This window comes from Streptomyces sp. NPDC057253 (genome assembly GCF_042669125.1).
In the GTDB taxonomy this organism is placed as follows: domain Bacteria; phylum Actinomycetota; class Actinomycetes; order Streptomycetales; family Streptomycetaceae; genus Streptomyces.
The window spans coordinates 1-17,120 of record NZ_JBHUXV010000032.1; the positions used below are offsets into that span (position 1 = coordinate 1).

A 17,120-nucleotide genomic window follows, 5' to 3' on the forward strand; every position below is an offset into this window, starting at 1 on the left:
CCGCGGCGGTCCGGTGACCCGCGGCGAGCGCGATGGACGCGTGGGTGACGGTCAGCGCGGTCCGGCCGTAGAGATTGGACAGCGTGATGCGGGCACTCGTACCGCCGACACTGGTGTGCACGACGTTGCGGACGGAGCGGCCCGCCAGACCCTCGCTCGCGGTGCCGGGCTCGCCGCCGACCGGGGAGGCGGACCAGGCGCCGACCCAGGTTCCGGTGGAGGCGGGGGCGGCGGAGGGGCGCGAGGGCCCGGAACCGGACAGCGCGGTCCGGTCCCTGGTGCCGGCGTCGGCCGCCACTCCGACGTAGATGGCGGTGGACAGGGCCACGATCACTGCGACGATCGCGGCGAGCAGGGCGTAACCATGACGCCGTGTCATGTGGTGCTGTTCTCCTCAGGAGATGGGAGCCCGGGGCTCCGATCTGATGAGCTCATGATGAGGCATAAAGCTGGGGACAAGTGACGAGACCCCCTCCGGTTCCCTCGTCCGGTCAGACGCTGGGAACTCTTGTTCCGTTCCAGGAGTCGGTCAGGAAGGGACAATGTGTGAGGGATCACCGAACGGGTGGAGCGGATGGAACGTACGGAATCTGGGCAAACAGAACCATCTGATGGGAAGCGGTCCGCCCCCGCTTCGGCCGTCCGCGCGATGAACACCTTCAGTGCCGCGGACGAGGAGAAGCAGCGTGGTGTGCGCCGGATGAAGCTCACCGCGCTCGGGCTGCTGCTCTTCGTGGCGCTGGTCTACGCGCTGGCGAAGTGGGCGGACAGTTCCGGGGCCGGCCCGTGGGCGGGTTACGTCGCCGCGGCGGCCGAGGCGGGCATGGTCGGCGCGATGGCCGACTGGTTCGCGGTCACCGCCCTCTTCCGCCATCCGCTCGGCCTGCCCATTCCGCACACCGCGATCATCCCGACCAAGAAGGACCAGCTGGGGGTCTCGCTGGGCGAGTTCGTCGGCGAGAACTTCCTCTCCGAGGACGTCGTACGGCAGCGGCTGCGGGCCGTCGGGATCGGCAGCCGGCTCGGGGCCTGGCTGGCCGACCCCGACCACGCCGACCGGGTCACCGCCGAGCTGTCGGCGGCCCTCAGGGGAGCGCTCACCGTCCTGCGGGACTCCGACGTCCAGGCCGTGGTCGGGGAGGCGATCACCCGGCGGGCCGACGCCCAGGAGATCGCGCCCGGCATCGGGAAGATGCTCGAGAAGGTCGTCGCCGACGGCGGCCACCGACGGGTCGTCGACCTGGTGGTGGCCCGGGCCCACGACTGGCTGGTGCTGCACGACGCGCAGGTCATGGACGCCGTGCAGGGCGGCGCGCCCGGCTGGACCCCGCGGTTCGTCGACAAGAAGGTCGGCGAGCGGGTCTACAAGGAGCTGCTGCGCTTCGTGACCGAGATGCGGGACATGCCGTCGCATCCGGCGCGCGGGGCCCTGGACCGGTTCCTCACGGACTTCGCCTCCGACCTCCAGTCCGACACCGACACCCGCACGCGTGTCGAGCGGCTCAAGGGCGAGGTGCTGGGGCGTGGCGAGGTGCAGGACCTGATCGCGTCCGCCTGGACCGCCGTACGGTCGATGATCGTCGCCGCGGCCGAGGACGAGCGCAGTGAGCTGCGGCTGCGGGTGCGGGCGTCCCTGCTGTCGCTGGGTGCGCGGATGGCCGCCGACCCGAAGGTGCAGGCGAAGGTCGACCGGTGGGTGGAGGGGGCCGCGGTGTACGTGGTCACCACCTACCGGCGGGAGATCACCTCCCTGATCACGGACACCGTGGCCGGGTGGGACGCCGAGCACACGACGCGGAAGATCGAGGCGAACATCGGGCGTGACCTGCAGTTCATCCGGATCAACGGCACGGTGGTGGGGTCCTTGGTGGGGCTGCTGATCTACACGGTGACGCGGGCGCTGGGGGCGTGAGCCGGGGCCTGACCGGTTCCTGACCGGGGCCTGTCCGGTGCCTGGCCGGTGCCGGATTCCGAGGCGCTCGGCCTAGGAGACGGTGGCCGGGGCACCCGGGTGGGGTTCGCTCGACGAGGAGCTCGACGAGGAGCTCGACGAGGAGGGAGCCCTTCCGTGACCACCACCGCACAAGCCGACACCGGCCGCACCGTCACGACCGACATCCCCGCCAGACTCGACCGGCTGCCCTGGTCCCGCTGGCACTGGACGATCGTCGTCGGACTCGGCACCGTATGGATCCTCGACGGCCTTGAGGTCACGGTCGTCGGCAACATCGCGAGCCGGTTGTCGGAGCCGGGCAGTGGGTTGTCGATCACCTCCGGGCAGGTCACCGGCATCGCGGCGGCGCTGTATGTGGCGGGAGCGTGCGTAGGGGCACTGTTCTGGGGGCGGCTGACCGACAAATGGGGCCGCAAGAAGCTGTTCATGATCACGCTGGCGGTGTATCTGGCGGCCACCGCGCTGACGTCGATCTCCTTCGACGCCTGGTGGTTCTTCCTGTTCCGCTTCCTCACCGGGTTCGGCATCGGCGGGGAGTACGCGGCGATCAACTCCGCGATCGACGAGCTGATCCCGGCGCAGTACCGGGGGCGGGTCGACCTGATCATCAACGGGAGCTTCTGGCTGGGGGCGGTGGGCGGCTCACTGCTGTCGATCGTCGCGCTGAACACGGAGTTCTTCGCGAAGGACGTGGGGTGGCGGCTGACGTTCGCGCTGGGGGCGGTGCTGGCGTTCGTCATTCTGCTGGTGCGGCGGCATGTGCCGGAGAGTCCGCGGTGGCTGCTGATCCACGGGCGGGACGAGGAGGCCGAGCGGATCGTGTCCTCGATCGAGTCGCGGGTGGAGGAGGAGCGGGGCGCTTCCCTGCCGCGGCCGGAGGGTGAGATCACGATCCGTCAGCGGCGGAGCGTGACGTTCGTGGAGATCGCGCGGACGTTGTTCTCGGACTATCGGCGCCGGTCGGTGCTCGGGTTCTCGCTGTTCATCGGGCAGGCGTTCCTGTACAACGCGATCACGTTCGGGTTCGGGGCGATCCTGACGACGTTCTTCGACGTGCCGACCGGGGACACGGGGTACTACTTCGCGGTCATCGCGGTCGGTAACTTCTGCGGGCCGCTGCTGCTGGGGAAGCTGTTCGACACGGTGGGGCGGCGGGTGATGATCTCGTCGACGTATCTGCTGTCCGGGCTGCTGCTGTTCGGGACGGCGTGGCTGTTCGACCGGGGGTCGTTGAGCGCGGCTTCCCTGACGGCGTGCTGGTGCGCGGTGCTGTTCTTCGCGTCGGCGGGGGCGTCGAGTGCCTACCTCACGGTGTCGGAGGTGTTCCCGATGGAGACGCGGGCGATGTCGATCGCGTTCTTCTATGCCCTGGGGACGGCGGCGGGAGGGATCAGCGGACCGCTGCTGTTCGCTGACCTGACGAGTACGGGGCGGGTGGGGGACACGGTGTTGGCGTTCCAGATCGGCGCGGGGTTGATGTGTGCGGCGGGGTTGGTGGCGGCGTTCTTGGCTGTGCGGGCGGAGAGGCGGTCGCTGGAGGATGTGGCCAAGCCGTTGACTGCGGCGGGGTGAGGCGCGGTTGTTTGTCTGCGGCGTGGTGGGGGCGGGCGTTTTGCGCAGTTCCCCGCGCCCCTGAGATGCCTGCGGCGGCCCGTTGCTGTCCGGTGGGGGCTTGTGTAGCGCGTGCGGTCGGGTGAGTGGGTCGGTGCCGGGGTGGGGGGTATCCGTCCTCGGTCCGGCGGCTCGGTCGCTTCAACAGTGCCCTGTTCTGGACGCCGGCCGCTGCGGGCGGACACCCCCCACCCCGTCCCCTGCGCGCCGTACGCGGCCAACGGCACGTCGTGGCACAGGTGACTGCACCCACCCAGGGGCGCGGGGAACTGCGCGACCAGCCACGACGGACCCACACTCGCCCGACAACAGGACCCGGCACCTCCCTAGGCGCCCGGCCCAAGCCCAGCGCAGCGGGGGCGCGGGGAACTGCGCGACCAGCCACGACGGACCCACACTCGCCCGACAACAGAACTCGGCACCCCAGTAGGCGCTCAGGCCCCCCGATCCGCCACCACCCACGACGCCAGTGCCACCGCACCGGCCACGCCGAACACCGCCGGCCACGCCCCGACCTTCTTGGCCAGCGGATGGGACCCGGCGAAGGCGGCGACATACGCGGCTGTCAGCGCCCCGGCCGCCGGCCCGCCCGCCCGCTCCCGCCACTGCCGCGCCGCCGCGGCCCCGGCGACGGCCAGCACCGCCCCGCCCAGCTGCCGCTTCTTCGTCCACCGCGCCACGCCGTACCCGCCGACGAGTCCGCCCGCCGCGACCACCGCACTCGGCACCTTCGCCATGTCTGCCTCCTCGGTCGATGTGTGGTCGAGGCTAGCTCCGGACCGGGGCCGTCACCCGAACCTGAGTCGGGGGTTGTCAAGTTTCCTCGCTCCGAGCTATATAAGAAGGCGTAGGGCATCGCACCCCAGAGTCTGTGGAAAGGAGATGGACCGTGATGCTCATGCGTACCGACCCCTTCCGTGAGTTCGACCGGCTCGCGCAGCAGGTGTTCGGCTCCAACGCCCGCCCCAGCGCGATGACGATGGACGCATACCGGTCGGGGGACGACTTCGTCGTCCACTTCGACCTCCCCGGCATCGACCCCGAGACGATCGAGCTGGACGTCGAGCGCAACGTCCTGAACGTCCGTGCCGAGCGCCGCAACCCCGCTCCCGAGGGCGCGGAACTGATCGTCGCCGAACGGCCCACGGGCTCGTTCACCCGTCAGCTCTTCCTCGGCGACACCCTCGACACCGAGCGCATCGACGCCTCGTACGACGCCGGAGTGCTGACCCTTCGGATCCCTGTCGCCGAACAGGCCAAGCCCCGCCGTATCCAGATCACCGGCGGCGGCAGCGGACCCCGGCAGATCAGCGGCTGAACCCCACGCGACAGACGAACGGCGTCCCGCGGGCCGGTACGGGCCGACATGGCAAGTACCAGTGGTCCGTCCGGCCGCGGGGCGCCCGGCGCAACGACCCCCAGGAGAGCTGTACATGAGCGCGAACCGACCCAGCTGGACCGGCCTCGTCGAGGCGGTGCGGGAGGCCGGACAGTACGCGACGCGAGCGGAGGCCGAACACGTCACCCGCGTCGTCCTGTCCGCCCTCGGCGACCATGTCACCGGCGAGGAGCGCGTCGACCTCGCCCGCGCCCTGCCCGAGGAGGCGGCCCGGGTCGTCGCCTCCCGAATCCCCCTCAACAGACCGCTGTCCGCACGGCAGTTCGTGGACGCGGTGGCCGCCCGCATCGAGGGCGCGACCCCGGCGACGGCCCGCTGGGACGTCAGCTCGGTGCTGAGCGTGCTGCCGGCACTGGTGGGCGACGAACTCGTGGACCGCGTCCTCGCCCAACTCCCCTCCGGCTACGCCCTGTTGTTCGGCAAGGCGGAACTGGTCCTGACGGCCTGACGCCCTTCACCCGCTCACCCGGTCCCGCCCTCCCGCGCCGCCGCCCGCAGCCGCAGCTCCGACACATACCCGGAGGAGATGGCAAGGCCGGCCGCGGCGAGGGCGAGACCGAGGGCGGCCGGGGTGACGTACCCGGGGACCTCCTCGGTCCGGTAACTGCCGCCGTCGTTGGTCTCGCAGACGAAGTCGAGGGGCAGGAAGCTCACCGAGTAGTCATTGACGTGGATGGCCCGTTCGTCGACACGGCACGGCAGGATCGGCGACGAACTCGCACCGCCGTCCTCGGCCTCCAGCACCGCACCGCCCACGTACAGCAGCCCCCACGCGTACACGCCGGCCGCCACCGCTCCCGCCAACGCCGCGAACCCGCGCAGAGCGACGGGGAGTTCGACCCGTCCGACCCACCAGTCGGCCGTACGGCCACCGCCGTAGCCGACAAGCGCGCAGGCCGTGCCCACGAGCCCCAGCATGAGCAACGGAACCAAGAAGAACACGCACCGACCCCCGTCCGATCGCCGTCCGAACCCGTCGGGGCGAGCGTATTCGGTGGCAGGTGGGGCGCGGCCCGGCGAGCGTATTCGGGTGGCAGGTGGGGACGTTGGTCGGCGAGCGTAATCAGGTGGCGCGCGGAGCGCGGGTCGGCGAGCCTGACGGAATCGGCCGCGGACACCCATTGGTCGCGGAGATCGCGGACGTTCCGAAGGAGGAGCCAGTGACGTACGTCTTCCTGGAGACGGCACGACTGCGACTGCGGGCGTTCACCGAGGCCGACGCCGGGCATCTCGTCGCGCTGGACGGCGACCCCGAGGTGATGCGGTTCCTCACCGGCGGCGCCCCGACACCCCCCGACACGATCCGCACCCGCACCCTGCCCCGCCTCCTCCACGACCACCCCGGCCTCGGCACCCGCGGCTACTGGGCGGCCGAGGAGAAGTCCACCGGCACCTTCCTCGGCTGGTTCGAGTTCCGCCCCCTCGACGACACCACCCCGGCCGTCGTGGAACTCGGCTATCGCCTCAACAAGGCAGCCTGGGGCCGGGGTTACGCCACCGAGGGCTCCCGAGCCCTCATCGACAAGGGCTTCACCGACCTCGGCGTCGAACGCGTCACCGCCAACACCATGACCGTCAACCACCGCTCCCGCCGAGTGATGGAGAAGTCCGGCCTGACCTACCTCCGCACCTACACCGGCGACTGGCCGGAACCCGCCGAGGGCTCCGAGCACGGCGAGGTGGAGTACGAACTCACGCGCGCGGACTGGCAGCGACGCCGACCTGAGGCCCTCTGAGGTGCCCCGCCCCCTCCTCTACCTCGACGTGGACGGCCCCCTCAACCCCTACGCCGCCAAGCCCGAACGCCGGCCCGAGGGCTACACCACCCACCGGATGAAGCCCCAGGGCTGGGTCGCCCAGCACCCCGGTGTGCCGCCGTCTCGCGTGCGGCCGCTGCGGGTCTGGCTCAACCCGTGGCACGGGCGGGCGCTGTTGGACCTGGCGGATCGGTACGAGCTCGTCTGGGCGACCACCTGGCGCCAGGAGGCCAACACCTACATCGCGCCCGTCCTCGGCCTCCCCGCCCTCCCCGTCGTCGAGTGGCCCGTCCCCGTCGGCAACGGCCCCGACGGCACGTTCTGGAAGACCCGCCATCTCGTCACCCACGCCGCCGGCCGCCCCTTCGCCTGGCTCGACGACGAACTCGGCGCCAGGGACCGCGAGTTCGTCGCAGCGCACCATGACGGCCGGGCTCTGCTGCACTGGGTCGATCCCCGACTGGGTTTGCGGGACGCCGACTTCGAGGCGGTGGCGGGCTTCGCGCGCGGGGTGTGAGAGCTGCGGCGGGGCGGGGTGCGCCCCTGTCGGGATCGCCGGATCACACCTCGTCGAGCAGCGCCGCGAGCCCGTGGTCCAGGACCGGGCCCAGGTTCTCGGTGCCCGGCTCGACGACGTCGTAGGAACGAAGGAGGAAGCGGCGGAGGGTGGCCGTGCCGAAACGGATCACGGCCAGGCCGAGGGGTGAGTGGAACTCGATGACCGTTCTGGCCCGGCCGCAGGGCCGTATTCGTACGTCCCCCTCCCCGGCCGGATTCCCGAGTCCCTCCTCCAGCAGCGACCGCGCGAACATCCATGTCACACCCTCGCCGTCGGCCGACACGTACGCCGGGAAGTCGATGTGCACCGCGAAGGGTTCGGCGGCGCTGTAGCGCAGCCTGGGGCGGATCGGGAGCTCCGGGTGCTCGGAGGTGATCAGTCGGGCGCGGACGGTCTGTTCGAGGGTGGTGAGGCGCATGAGCGGTGATCTCCGTCTGGGGGTGTCGGTTGTGAGTTGGTTGCCGCCGGTTGTGAGTCGGTTGCCCTGTCGAGTCGTGACCGTGCCGATTCATTACGCGGAGGCAGAAGTTCCACGCTGTGATCTGAATCACGGCCGGAACTGAGTGATTGAAAGTTTTGTCATCTACGCTGACAAACCCTTCCGCACCCCGATCGCCGGGAACTGGAGCGTTCCTGCATGACCGACCAACCCGCCAGAGTGCCCGCCCAGGCGTCCCCCTCCGCGACCGCCGCGTACGTGCGGATCTACGAGGAGGAGCAGCCGCGCCTCGTCGCCTACGCCCGCTCGCTCACCCGCAACACCTGGGCGGCCGAGGACCTCGTCGCCGAGGCGCACTTCCGCGTGTGGCGACGGCTGTCCGCCGGGCACGAGATCGACAACGTCCCGGCGTACCTCATGACGACCGTGCGGCACCTCGCCTCCTCCGCCGCGAGCGCCACGCACGCCACGCACGAGACCCCGCGCGATCCGCAGATCCCCGAGCAGGCCTCCGCCGGTCAGGTGGACGACCCGGCCGAACAGGTCTCCGCCACCGACCTGTTGGTACGCGTCCTCGGTGAACTCCCCGAACGCTGGGTGCGGGCCCTGTGGCTCGCCGACGCCGAGGGCCAGCCGCTGGAGTCGGTCGGCCGGCAGATCGGCGCCAAGCAGGGCGCGACGGCCGTACTGCTGCACCGGGCCCGGGAAGGCATGCGCCAGGCGTTCCTGCGCTCACAGACCGAGGCGCCCGAGGATCCCGCGTGTGAGGTCCACTGGGTCCGCATGCCGGCGTACGTCCGCGGCAACGCGACCTCACGCCAGTCCGAACGCCTCCTCGCCCACGTCGATGTCTGCGACGAGTGCCGGGGGCGGCTGGCCGTGCTGATCCGGGCGAACGACCGGCTGCCGGCGATTGTGGGGCCGGCGTTGCTGGTTCTCGCGGTGGCGGGCAGTGGTGGGGGTGCGGGGAAGGTCCTGGCGTCGCTTGTGGGGGGTTCCGCGGGTGTCGGGGGGTCTGCGGGCACCGTGGCCTCCGGCGGTTCCGCGGGTGCCTTCTCTTCCGGCGGCCACGGGATTCTTCGTACGGCCCGTGCGGCGGGCCCGAAGACGAAGGTCGCCCTCGCCTCCGGTACGGCGGCGGCCGCGGCCATCGCGGTCGTCCTGTCCCTCGGGGTCAACGAGTCCCCGGCGACGGTGACTTCGCCGGGACGGGTGCCGGTGGCTCAGGGACCGGTGGTGAACCCGTCGGCCGGGGTCGCGAGGGAGACGCCGGGCGGTGACCAGCCGGTGGACCGGAAGCGTGGCGGGGGCGGGGCTGGGAGTGACGCGGCGGGGACGGTCGTAGCGGAGGATGCCGGGGGAGTCCAGCTGGTCGCGGCCGGTGGAGAGCCCGCAACTCCGGCACCTCGCGAGCGGTCCGCCCCGGACGCACCGACGGACTCGACCCCGGGACCGGACCCGACACCGAGCCCCAGTCCTGCGGAGCCGGAGCCGCCCGTGGAGTCGACGCCGCCTGTGGAGCTGGCGCCGCCCGTGGAGTCGACGCCCCCTGCGGAGCCGACGCCCCCCGCGCAGCCGGATCAGCCTGCCCAGCCGGAGCCGGAGCCGGAGCCGGAGCCGGAGCCGGAGCCGTCGCAGCCGCCGAAGGAGCAGCAGCCCGCGCCCGAGGATCCGCAGCCAGAGGACCCGCAGCCAGAGGACCCCCAGCCAGAGTCGCCGAAGCCCGGTGCCCCCGGCGACGAGACACCCGTACCGGAGCCGAGCACCCCAACTCCCGTGGATCCGGGCCCGGTCGAGGAGAGCCCCCAGCCGCCGACGTACTCGGCACCTCCGACCACCCCGGAACCGGAGCCCTCGGAGCCACCGGAGTCACCGGAACCGTCGGAGCCCTCGGAGCCCCCGGCCGATCCGAGCACTCCGCCGCCGCCGACCCCTCCCACCGACCCGGAAGCCCCGCCCACCGACCACCACTGCGGGACGCCCACGCCTCCCTCGTCCCCGTAACTCCCTCCCGAGGCCTCAGCTCTGGTACGGCTGCTGCGGGGCCTGTCCGCCGTACACCTGACCGCCCTGCCCGCCACCGGAGGCGGCCTGCGCCTGCAACTGCTCCGCCTCCTCCGCGCTCACCTTGTTCTCCGCACCGCAGAAGGTGCACTGCGTGGCGTACTTGGTGGAGATCGGGAACAGCGGCACGAAGAACAGCGTGAACTTCGTGACCCGCTTGCGCAGGGTGTGCGCGGCGGGGTTCCCGCACCGCCCGCACACCAGGGTGAGTATCGCGAGCTGGTACAGGTAACTCTTGGTGCCAAAGAGGATGAGCATGGTGTCGTCGCCTTCCGGGATGGGTGCCTGAGAGGCAGTATCCCCGCAGCGGGCGCCGGACCCGCTTCAGCCCTCCAGCCGGCTCAGCGCCTCCATGGCCTCGCGTTCGAGGCGTGCGAGGTCGTGAAGGGCATCGCCGGCCTGCACGAGGCACTGCTCATCACCCGACGCACCCGCCCTGCCGATCAGCGCGGCGACCTCCGTCCACAGGGCGGCGGCCTCGCCGTACAGCCGGTGTCCGGTGCGCAGATGACCGCTGTCGAGGAACTGCCCGCTCTCGGCGAGGAAGTCCCGGTAGAGATTGCGGAACAGCGCACCCCCGGTCCCGGCCTTCTCCATCAGCAGGGCGGCCTGCGGCAGATCCCGCCCGGGGTCCGCACTCCGCCGAAGCCAGTTCCGTACGGCCTTGCCGGCTTTGTCGATGCCGCGGTGCCCCAGGTTGGCGATGGGCGGGTTGAGGAAGGCGTGGGCGCAGGCGGTGATGGCGGGGACGATGCTCTTCTCGGGAGCGGGCAGGTCGGGGGCCGCGGTGAGGGTGAAGGACCGATGCCTGGCGGCCATGGGCCCCCGCGCGGCCCGAGCCTCGGCAAGACTCCCCAGACTGGTCGTCACGGCACCGCCCTGCTGCTCGGTGTCGACGAGCTGGGCGACCTGGTCGTCATAGCCGTACAGGGCGACGACATGCCCCCCGAAGTGCACCTTCGCGGTGAAGTACTCCAGGTGAAAACTGTCGAGCTGAAGCCCGACGGGCCGCCCGCCCCCAATGGCGTCCACGACATCCGCCCACCCTTTGCGCGGCGAGGCGGTCTCCCGCACCGACAGCTCAAGCCCGAGCCCGTCGGCCAGATTCCGGCTGAGCTCGAACGGCTTCACCCGCCCCCCGAGAAAGGGAAACCCCATGCTCTTGCTGTCCCAGTAGACGAAGGCCAGCCCCCGACCGAGCCCGAACAGCATGGACTCGGAGAGATCGATTTCTTGGTGCCGGAGCAGCACACCGAGGGTGGTGGTCTCGCAGTGCTGCATGCCGCGGGGCGCGGTGCCGTGGACGGTGGGCATGCGTGGTCTCCTGGAGGGTGCTGATCAGCTGTCGTCGTTGGTCCCCGGCGGGCGGCCGTGGTCGTCGTCTTCGCGTGCGGTGGTCGTCTTCGCGTGCTGTGGATGTCAGAGTTTCGGCACCACGGGAAAGGGCAGCTTGTCCGCCCAACCGGCGAGGGCCGAGGCCGCGGTCTCACGGGCCTCGCCACCTGCGGAGGTCTCCGTGAGGAGCGTCCGCTCGGCGTTGGGAAGGGCGAGCTCGCGGTAGAACTGAAGGTCCTCGAAGCCGTTGACGGCGACGTCATGGCTGGTGGCGGCATACACGAGACGAGGGACGCGCGCCCAGTAGCAGGCGGTCAGGCACATGGGGCACGGCTCGCTGCTGGAGTACAGCACGGCGTCTTCCATCAGGTGCCGCCCGAGCTTCGCCCCGGCGGCGCGCAGGGCCATGACCTCGGCGTGTGCGGTGGGGTCGCGCAGCTCTACGACCGAACTCGTGCCGGTCGCCACGACCTCGCCGTCGATGACGACGATCGCGCCGAAGGGGGTCTTGCCCTCGTCCTCGAGGGCGTGGCGGGACAGCTCGATGGCCTGGGTGAGGAAGTCGTGGTCCTGCGGGGTCTCGGGGGCGTAGGGCACCTTGTCTCCAAGTGTTCCGTCGAGCCGGTTGCGGGTGCACTTACATGTAGATGGAAGGGTCGGCGTCGCCGAACGGACCGTCGAAATCCATGTCGTAGCCGGTGAGAGGCGTGGTCGCGCCAGCGGTGGTGACGGTGCGCAACGCCAGTTCGGCTCTGTGGGGGTCGGTCCAGTCCCCGTTTTTCAACAGTTCGACCATATCCGGGATGTCCGCACCGGACTGGTTGCCGCGAAGTATGAGCCGGTGGACGCGCGGCGCGGCGGACGAGTCGGCCGGGCAGAGCAGGACTCCGGTGGCGGACAGCCGCTCGTGCCACTCGGCGAAGGCCCGGTCGACGGCAGGCGGTCGGGAGACCGTCGCGGGGGTCAGGGGAAGGTTGTGCAGGATGACCCGGGTGATGGCGAGTTGGTTCCCGCGACGCAGCTGGGCGGCCATGAGGACATGGTCGACTTCGTTGCGGAAGGCCGTGAACTCGGGCTGGAGCCAGACCTGATGGCACTGCACTACCACGACGGCGGTCACGTCCGGAGCTTCGAGCCCGGCGAGCCGTTCGCGCCAGGCAGCCACGTCTATGACGGGGTCGGTCACGATCCCTCCCGGGTGTGGGCGCCGACCAGCCGCAGGACGGTCAGGCCGGTGACGACGGCCTCGACGGGGTCGCTCTCCGTGGCGGCCCCCGGCAGGACCCGGGCGGCGAGGCGGGCGGTCGCCTGCAGGGCAGGAGCGGGGAGTACGGCGAGGAAGTCGCGTAGTTCGGTGTCGCTGTCGGTGGGAGCGAGCGGGGCCAGGCGGCAGGCGATGGCGAGCACCATCGCGGCCGGTCGCTGCTGGGGCTCGACCAGCGGGACGGGCAGCCGGTAGGTGCGACCGCCTCGGGCGTCCCGTATCTCCGCGGCGGCCGAACCGGGAGGGTCGGCGCGGCAGACGAGACTCAGGAGAGCCTCGCGGGCCTGAGCCGCGGTGGTGAAGTAGCGGTGAGTGGCGAAAGTCCGCAGGTAGGCACCCAACAACTGCTGGTCGGGCGTGAATTCGGGTCGTATCAGTTCCGGCGGATGGGCCAGCCGCGCGCCGCGCAGGGTGGCGAGCGCGGTCACGGAAGCGAGGGCCCAGAAGTGGTCGTAGGCCTCCACCGAACCGAAGACGCGCCGGGACGCATCGGCCTCGGGGGTGGCCAGACGGCCGTGATCGCCGTACAGGGACTGACGCAACTGGCTGAGGACGGACGCCCCGTCCCAGTAGTTCCCCATGAACTTGGTCCCGGTGAGGATCTCGTACGTCCCGTACAGCGCACTGGCCTGATGGGCCCCGTGGAACTCGGTGAAGTCGCCGGTCCACAGGAGCACTTGCAGCGGGCCGGTGAGAATGGAACCGAGTTCGTCGGGGTGGGCGGCGGACTTGGGGTCCGGATCGACGCAGCGCAGGATCTTCAGCCGTGCGTCCGTGGTGAGGGCGGCCAGCTCACGGGCGGCCCGGCTGGAGGCGACGCCACGTACCGACATCAGCAGGGCGGTGTTGGCGAGCCATGCCAGGTAGCGGCTGAGGGCGCCGAGTGGTGGCGCGGGGTCGGGCAGACGCCTGCAGTGTCCGATCACCGAGTCGATGAGCGCGTGGGCGCAGGAGACGACCTGGATCGGATCGGCGCCGCCGGCGAGCGTGGCCCGCACGAGGCGGTGCAGTACGTCCAGGTGCACGGTGATGGCGTCGTCGACGGCCTCGACCGGCACATCCGTCTCCACCAACTGGTCGACGAGATGGCGGACGGCGGTCGGATCGTTGCCGGTCGCGGCCTGGCTCACGGTGCCCAGATAAGAGTTGACGATGGGATCGTGATCGAGACCGGGGGAGGGCGGGCCGAGACGGCTGCCGCCCCTTTGCCGGGCCAGTGCGTCGGCGAGCGTACGGCGCAACAGCTGATTGCGGCCCCCGATGCTGGCCAGGCCGAAGAGGCGCACGAAGGAGAAGACGCCGTAGATGTTCGCCAGCAGGAACAACAGGGCGCCGTAGGTGGCACTGGTGGCGTTGTCGCCGAGCAGCCCGCAGCCGGTGGACAGTGCCGCGAACCATCCGATGAGCACCCACTCCCGGAACGCGATGTGCCCGTCGATCGCCCGTAACGACGGCCATGAGCTGGCGGCGGAGAAGGTCAACGCGAAGATGACCGCCTCACCGGTGAGCAGCGTCGCGAAGAAGGCGATGCTGAACTGGGTGGCGTCGACGACGTCGTCGTGGCTACGGGGATGGGCAAGGGCCAGGAACGCGAGGCCTACGGCACACAGGAACAGCCAGACCTGTCTCCATACCTGCACTGTCGCTCCGTGTCCCGTGAGCCTCGCCGGTGTCGCTCAACTCTGCCAAGGATGAAGGAAGTTGCCAACAGGTGATCAGGTCGGTTCGGAGAGTGAGTGTCCGGTAGCCGAGGTGCACAACACGCGCCGGGAGCGATGGCTGAGTCGACCTGTAAGGGGTAGCCGAACCTGGGAAGGAAAGTCGCCCAGACCAAGGGAGAGACCACCATGCCGCGCATGATCGAACGCATCAAGGAGTTCGCCAGGAGCCCGCAGGGCCGCCGCGCCACCGAACAGGCACGACGAGCCGCGTCAGATCCGCGACGCCGGGCGCAGGCGAAGCAGCTGCTGGGGAAGCTTCGGGGGCGTCACTGATCGCGTGGGCCGCACGGGCCGGCTTCGTCCGGGGTCTTGTGACGTGCCCTCTCTGACCGGGCAGGGTACGAACGACGTGCCCACTACTCAGAGGCAACGCCATCGTCAGGAGTCACGGCGACGATCGCCACAGTGGGGGGCGGTGGTGCCGGTGTATACACATACGCCACTGCCAGCCCAGGCACTCCTTCGCGGGGTTCGATCCTCGTCTTACGGACTTCGACGCCGTCCTGGTGAGGAGCACTGAGCAGGACTCCGAGCCTGGGCACCTGTTCCAGTTCCTGCCGGAGCGTCTCCAGCGCCTCCTGGGCTCCCAGAGCCTTCGCCCGAGCGGCCGCTCGCACGGTCACGTCCGCGATCACACCGCTCACCGGTCCGGTGCCTCCTGTTTCAGCCGCGCCGCAAGGTCGATGCCCTCTTGTACGGCGATGTCGAACTCTGGATCCTGATAAAGGCGGATCCTGCCCCGGTAGTCGACGATCACCGCTGCGACAGCGTTGAGGTCGGTCTCCGACGAAGCCTCCAGCGCGCGCTGGAGATCTGCCTCGAAGGACTCTCGGTCGCCGGGGAAGCCGTGGCCCGCCCGAAGAGCGGCTCGGATGTCACCGATGGTCTTCAACGGCAGCGCCGCAGGTCCGGGCGTCTCGGCGTGCTGTGCGCTCACGATCGTCTGCTCCTTGTCGTCCGCTGTCCTAAGGGGAGTGTCCTACAGCGGAATGAGAGCCGCTCAGGGAACCCTTTGTCGGTACATCAAACGTCAGTGCCCACGACACCACCCGTGAAGGCGCGCCATGCCTCGCCCCCAAGCGTGATCACGGGACCTGCCTCCAGTTTCGAGTCGCGCACGAGCATTTTGTCGCCGGTCGGGGCGCACTGGACGCACTCACCTCCTGCGCCGTTGCTGTACGAGGAGCTGAACCACGCCGGATGGCGGCCGGCATCGACTCTTGCAGTGTTCACCTTGCGTAATCCTTCAACACCGTTTTGATCAAATGGGTGGAGCGTTGAGGACTCAAGGCTGCGGCTCGAAGGCCGTCGAAGGCCCTGGTGTACTCACGAACATGATGCTCGCCTTCCAGGTACACGGCGTCGGTGATGCCGTCGCGGTACACCAGATCCTGGTCCTCCGGGTCAGGAAAGCCGAGCATGGTGAAGGTGCCGGTGGCCGGGTAGGTGCCTGAGTCGAAGGGGAGCACCTGCAGGGTCACGCACGGCAACTCGGCCGATTCCAGGACGCGTTCCAACTGCTCACGCATCAGCGCCCGATCCCCGATGACGTTGCGCAGAGAACCCTCGTTGAGGATGAACCAGGCTTCGGGCGGGTCGGTTCGAGTCAGCATGGCCTGGCGCTCCATGCGGACCCGCACGGCCTTGTCGATGTCCGCGGCCGACATGTGGGCCCCTGTCCTGTGCAGCTCACTGGTGTACGCCTCGGTCTGCATGAGGCCAGGGATCAGTTCGCACTGATACTGGCGGAATGTGGAGGCTTCCTGCTCCAGGCCGATGTAGATGTTGAACCACTCGGGGACACCGGAGCCGTGCACCTGCCACCAACCACGCGTCTTGGCCTCCCGCGCCAATGACTTCAGGAACTCCCGCAGCTCGTCGGTGGTGCCGTAGAAGCGGCACAGAGCATCGATGTCCGACGGTTGAACCCGGCCGTTGCCCGTCTCCATGCGGTTGACCTTGGAGCCGCTCCAGTCCAGGGACTCGCCGACCTGCGCGCAGGTGAGCGCGCTCTTCTCGCGGAGCTTCTTCAGCTCGATCGAGAGCCGGCGACGGCGTGCCGTGGGCGATCCGGCCATCTCAACCACCTTTCGGATATCGGGCGTTCAGTCTCGCGCCAAGGTCTCTGCCTGCCAATCACTCGGAAGTGGGAATCCTTTCCTGCACATTGCACAACGGGATGAGCGCACGCCAGTCTGGTCCAGTGCGACTCAACGTGAGGGCGCGTGACACTCCGCGACATTCGTGCGGCGTGTGCGAGGAGAGGGGTCTTTCTGGTCCAGGAAACGTGCATGTGCCGGAAACCGTGGGACCTGGCCTTCACGGCCGCACCGGAGGAAGTGGGCGCCCTGCGCCGGATCATGCGGCTCCACCTGGGCATCTGGGGCTTGCAGGACATCTCCGACGAGGCTCAGCTGTGTGTCTCCGAGTTGGTGTCCAACGTCATCACCCACGTGGGCGTCGGCACTCCGGCCACGCTCATGGTCTCCATGAACGGCGCGAACCTGCGCATCGAAGTGCGCGACCCCGACACGCGGGCCTTGCCCACTCTCGTGGATGCCGCCACCGACGCCGTGGCCGGCCGAGGCGTGGCCCTTGTCGATGCCATTGCAGACCGCTGGGGGGTGCAACTTGGTGCCGATCACAAAGTGACGTGGTGCGAACTCTCCACGAGACTCACCTCGCCGATCGGTCATGTGGCGGTACCTGGCGTCGCGCGGGCCGAGGCACTGCTGGGCATTTACACGGAGGCGGAGCAGTCCAGCGCGTCGGAACCGAGCCGTCTCGGCGTGGCTCTGGCCGAGGAAGCCGTCATCAACGTCATCACGGACGTCTTGCACTGGCTCCGGGCGCACGGCTGTGATCCCGAGGACGTTCTGGACCAGGCTCAGACGCACTATGAGGCGCAGATCAATGCACGTCCGTGACGTGTGATGTGTCCCGCAAGGTCTGGGAGGAGACCTACGTCAAGAACCGAGCCTTGGGAGGCGTTGCCGGGCTGAAGGTAGGGCAAGCCA

At 69.8% G+C, this 17,120-nt stretch carries 21 protein-coding genes and 1 pseudogene; 9 read left to right on the forward strand and 13 right to left on the reverse strand.

Translation table 11 applies throughout. The features are described from left to right. Positions 1-379 (reverse strand): annotated as a pseudogene (locus ACFULQ_RS19345) (SGNH/GDSL hydrolase family protein); the annotation flags it as partial. 195 nt (positions 380-574) lie between these two features. On the opposite strand from ACFULQ_RS19345, the gene ACFULQ_RS19350 reads away from it, so the two are divergent. Further along, positions 575-1,912 carry a DUF445 domain-containing protein gene (locus ACFULQ_RS19350; protein ID WP_383545372.1) on the forward strand — a complete coding sequence of 446 codons (1,338 nt, stop codon included), beginning with the start codon at positions 575-577 and terminating at the stop codon, positions 1,910-1,912. 156 nt (positions 1,913-2,068) lie between these two features. Further along, a complete protein-coding gene (locus ACFULQ_RS19355) occupies positions 2,069-3,526 on the forward strand; it encodes an MFS transporter (RefSeq protein WP_383545375.1) in 1,458 nt (485 codons plus the stop codon). 473 nt (positions 3,527-3,999) lie between these two features. On the opposite strand, the gene ACFULQ_RS19360 is transcribed toward ACFULQ_RS19355, so the two are convergent. Then, positions 4,000-4,302: a hypothetical protein gene (locus ACFULQ_RS19360; protein ID WP_383545378.1), complete on the reverse strand. Its 303-nt coding sequence runs from the start codon at positions 4,300-4,302 to the stop codon at positions 4,000-4,002. Positions 4,303-4,457: 155 nt separating this feature from the next. On the opposite strand from ACFULQ_RS19360, the gene ACFULQ_RS19365 reads away from it, so the two are divergent. Then, complete coding sequence (locus tag ACFULQ_RS19365; protein ID WP_383545605.1) at positions 4,458-4,883, forward strand: Hsp20/alpha crystallin family protein; 426 nt, start codon at positions 4,458-4,460, stop codon at positions 4,881-4,883. A 115-nt stretch (positions 4,884-4,998) separates the two neighbouring features. Next, positions 4,999-5,412, forward strand: a complete 414-nt coding sequence (locus ACFULQ_RS19370) for a DUF2267 domain-containing protein (protein ID WP_383545381.1) — start codon at positions 4,999-5,001, stop codon at positions 5,410-5,412. 14 nt (positions 5,413-5,426) lie between these two features. Here ACFULQ_RS19370 and ACFULQ_RS19375 read toward each other — a convergent pair whose 3' ends face one another. Then, the gene (locus ACFULQ_RS19375) at positions 5,427-5,906 is read right to left on the reverse strand and encodes a hypothetical protein (protein ID WP_383545383.1); all 480 of its coding nucleotides are present in this window, start codon (positions 5,904-5,906) and stop codon (positions 5,427-5,429) included. A gap of 218 nt (positions 5,907-6,124) precedes the next feature. Here ACFULQ_RS19375 and ACFULQ_RS19380 point away from each other — a divergent pair, with 218 nt between their 5' ends. Beyond that, complete coding sequence (locus ACFULQ_RS19380; RefSeq protein ID WP_383545387.1) at positions 6,125-6,700, forward strand: GNAT family N-acetyltransferase; 576 nt, start codon at positions 6,125-6,127, stop codon at positions 6,698-6,700. Between the two features lies 1 nt (position 6,701). Continuing rightward, positions 6,702-7,238 carry an HAD domain-containing protein gene (locus ACFULQ_RS19385; protein WP_383545390.1) on the forward strand — a complete coding sequence of 179 codons (537 nt, stop codon included), beginning with the start codon at positions 6,702-6,704 and terminating at the stop codon, positions 7,236-7,238. Between the two features lie 43 nt (positions 7,239-7,281). Here the strand turns inward: ACFULQ_RS19385 and ACFULQ_RS19390 are convergent, their stop codons facing one another. Continuing rightward, positions 7,282-7,698, reverse strand: a complete 417-nt coding sequence (locus ACFULQ_RS19390) for an SsgA family sporulation/cell division regulator (RefSeq protein WP_383545393.1) — start codon at positions 7,696-7,698, stop codon at positions 7,282-7,284. Positions 7,699-7,917: 219 nt separating this feature from the next. Here ACFULQ_RS19390 and ACFULQ_RS19395 point away from each other — a divergent pair, with 219 nt between their 5' ends. Continuing rightward, on the forward strand, positions 7,918-9,723 hold the full coding sequence (locus tag ACFULQ_RS19395; protein WP_383545396.1) for a sigma-70 family RNA polymerase sigma factor: 1,806 nt from the start codon (positions 7,918-7,920) through the stop codon (positions 9,721-9,723). Between the two features lie 15 nt (positions 9,724-9,738). Here ACFULQ_RS19395 and ACFULQ_RS19400 read toward each other — a convergent pair whose 3' ends face one another. The 5 genes from ACFULQ_RS19400 to ACFULQ_RS19420 all read right to left on the reverse strand — a co-directional run bounded on the left by ACFULQ_RS19400 (position 9,739) and on the right by ACFULQ_RS19420 (position 14,022). After that, positions 9,739-10,041 carry a zinc-ribbon domain-containing protein gene (locus ACFULQ_RS19400; protein WP_383545398.1) on the reverse strand — a complete coding sequence of 101 codons (303 nt, stop codon included), beginning with the start codon at positions 10,039-10,041 and terminating at the stop codon, positions 9,739-9,741. Positions 10,042-10,107: 66 nt separating this feature from the next. Next, a complete protein-coding gene (locus ACFULQ_RS19405) occupies positions 10,108-11,097 on the reverse strand; it encodes a BtrH N-terminal domain-containing protein (protein WP_383545400.1) in 990 nt (329 codons plus the stop codon). A 105-nt stretch (positions 11,098-11,202) separates the two neighbouring features. Further along, positions 11,203-11,715, reverse strand: a complete 513-nt coding sequence (locus ACFULQ_RS19410) for a nucleoside deaminase (protein WP_383545403.1) — start codon at positions 11,713-11,715, stop codon at positions 11,203-11,205. Positions 11,716-11,755: 40 nt separating this feature from the next. After that, a complete protein-coding gene (locus ACFULQ_RS19415; RefSeq protein ID WP_383545405.1) occupies positions 11,756-12,304 on the reverse strand; it encodes a hypothetical protein in 549 nt (182 codons plus the stop codon). Continuing rightward, complete coding sequence (locus ACFULQ_RS19420) at positions 12,301-14,022, reverse strand: hypothetical protein (RefSeq protein ID WP_383545407.1); 1,722 nt, start codon at positions 14,020-14,022, stop codon at positions 12,301-12,303. Before ACFULQ_RS19420 ends, ACFULQ_RS19415 begins: the two co-directional genes overlap by 4 nt. A gap of 216 nt (positions 14,023-14,238) precedes the next feature. On the opposite strand from ACFULQ_RS19420, the gene ACFULQ_RS19425 reads away from it, so the two are divergent. Beyond that, positions 14,239-14,376, forward strand: coding sequence for a hypothetical protein (locus ACFULQ_RS19425; RefSeq protein ID WP_383545610.1), 138 nt, complete (start codon positions 14,239-14,241; stop codon positions 14,374-14,376). Positions 14,377-14,459: 83 nt separating this feature from the next. Here the strand turns inward: ACFULQ_RS19425 and ACFULQ_RS19430 are convergent, their stop codons facing one another. From ACFULQ_RS19430 to ACFULQ_RS19445, 4 genes are all read right to left on the reverse strand, one after another. Beyond that, positions 14,460-14,747 (reverse strand): hypothetical protein, encoded by a 288-nt coding sequence (locus tag ACFULQ_RS19430; RefSeq protein WP_383545410.1) that lies wholly within the window; start codon positions 14,745-14,747, stop codon positions 14,460-14,462. Continuing rightward, a complete protein-coding gene (locus ACFULQ_RS19435) occupies positions 14,744-15,040 on the reverse strand; it encodes a DUF6247 family protein (RefSeq protein ID WP_381065041.1) in 297 nt (98 codons plus the stop codon). Before ACFULQ_RS19435 ends, ACFULQ_RS19430 begins: the two co-directional genes overlap by 4 nt. Before the next feature lie 86 nt (positions 15,041-15,126). Next, on the reverse strand, positions 15,127-15,336 hold the full coding sequence (locus ACFULQ_RS19440) for a DUF397 domain-containing protein (protein WP_383545414.1): 210 nt from the start codon (positions 15,334-15,336) through the stop codon (positions 15,127-15,129). Beyond that, a complete protein-coding gene (locus ACFULQ_RS19445; protein WP_383545417.1) occupies positions 15,333-16,181 on the reverse strand; it encodes a helix-turn-helix domain-containing protein in 849 nt (282 codons plus the stop codon). The genes ACFULQ_RS19440 and ACFULQ_RS19445 overlap by 4 nt, the downstream gene beginning before the upstream one ends. A gap of 213 nt (positions 16,182-16,394) precedes the next feature. Here ACFULQ_RS19445 and ACFULQ_RS19450 point away from each other — a divergent pair, with 213 nt between their 5' ends. Further along, on the forward strand, positions 16,395-17,030 hold the full coding sequence (locus ACFULQ_RS19450) for an ATP-binding protein (protein WP_383545420.1): 636 nt from the start codon (positions 16,395-16,397) through the stop codon (positions 17,028-17,030). Positions 17,031-17,120: the final 90 nt, after the last annotated feature.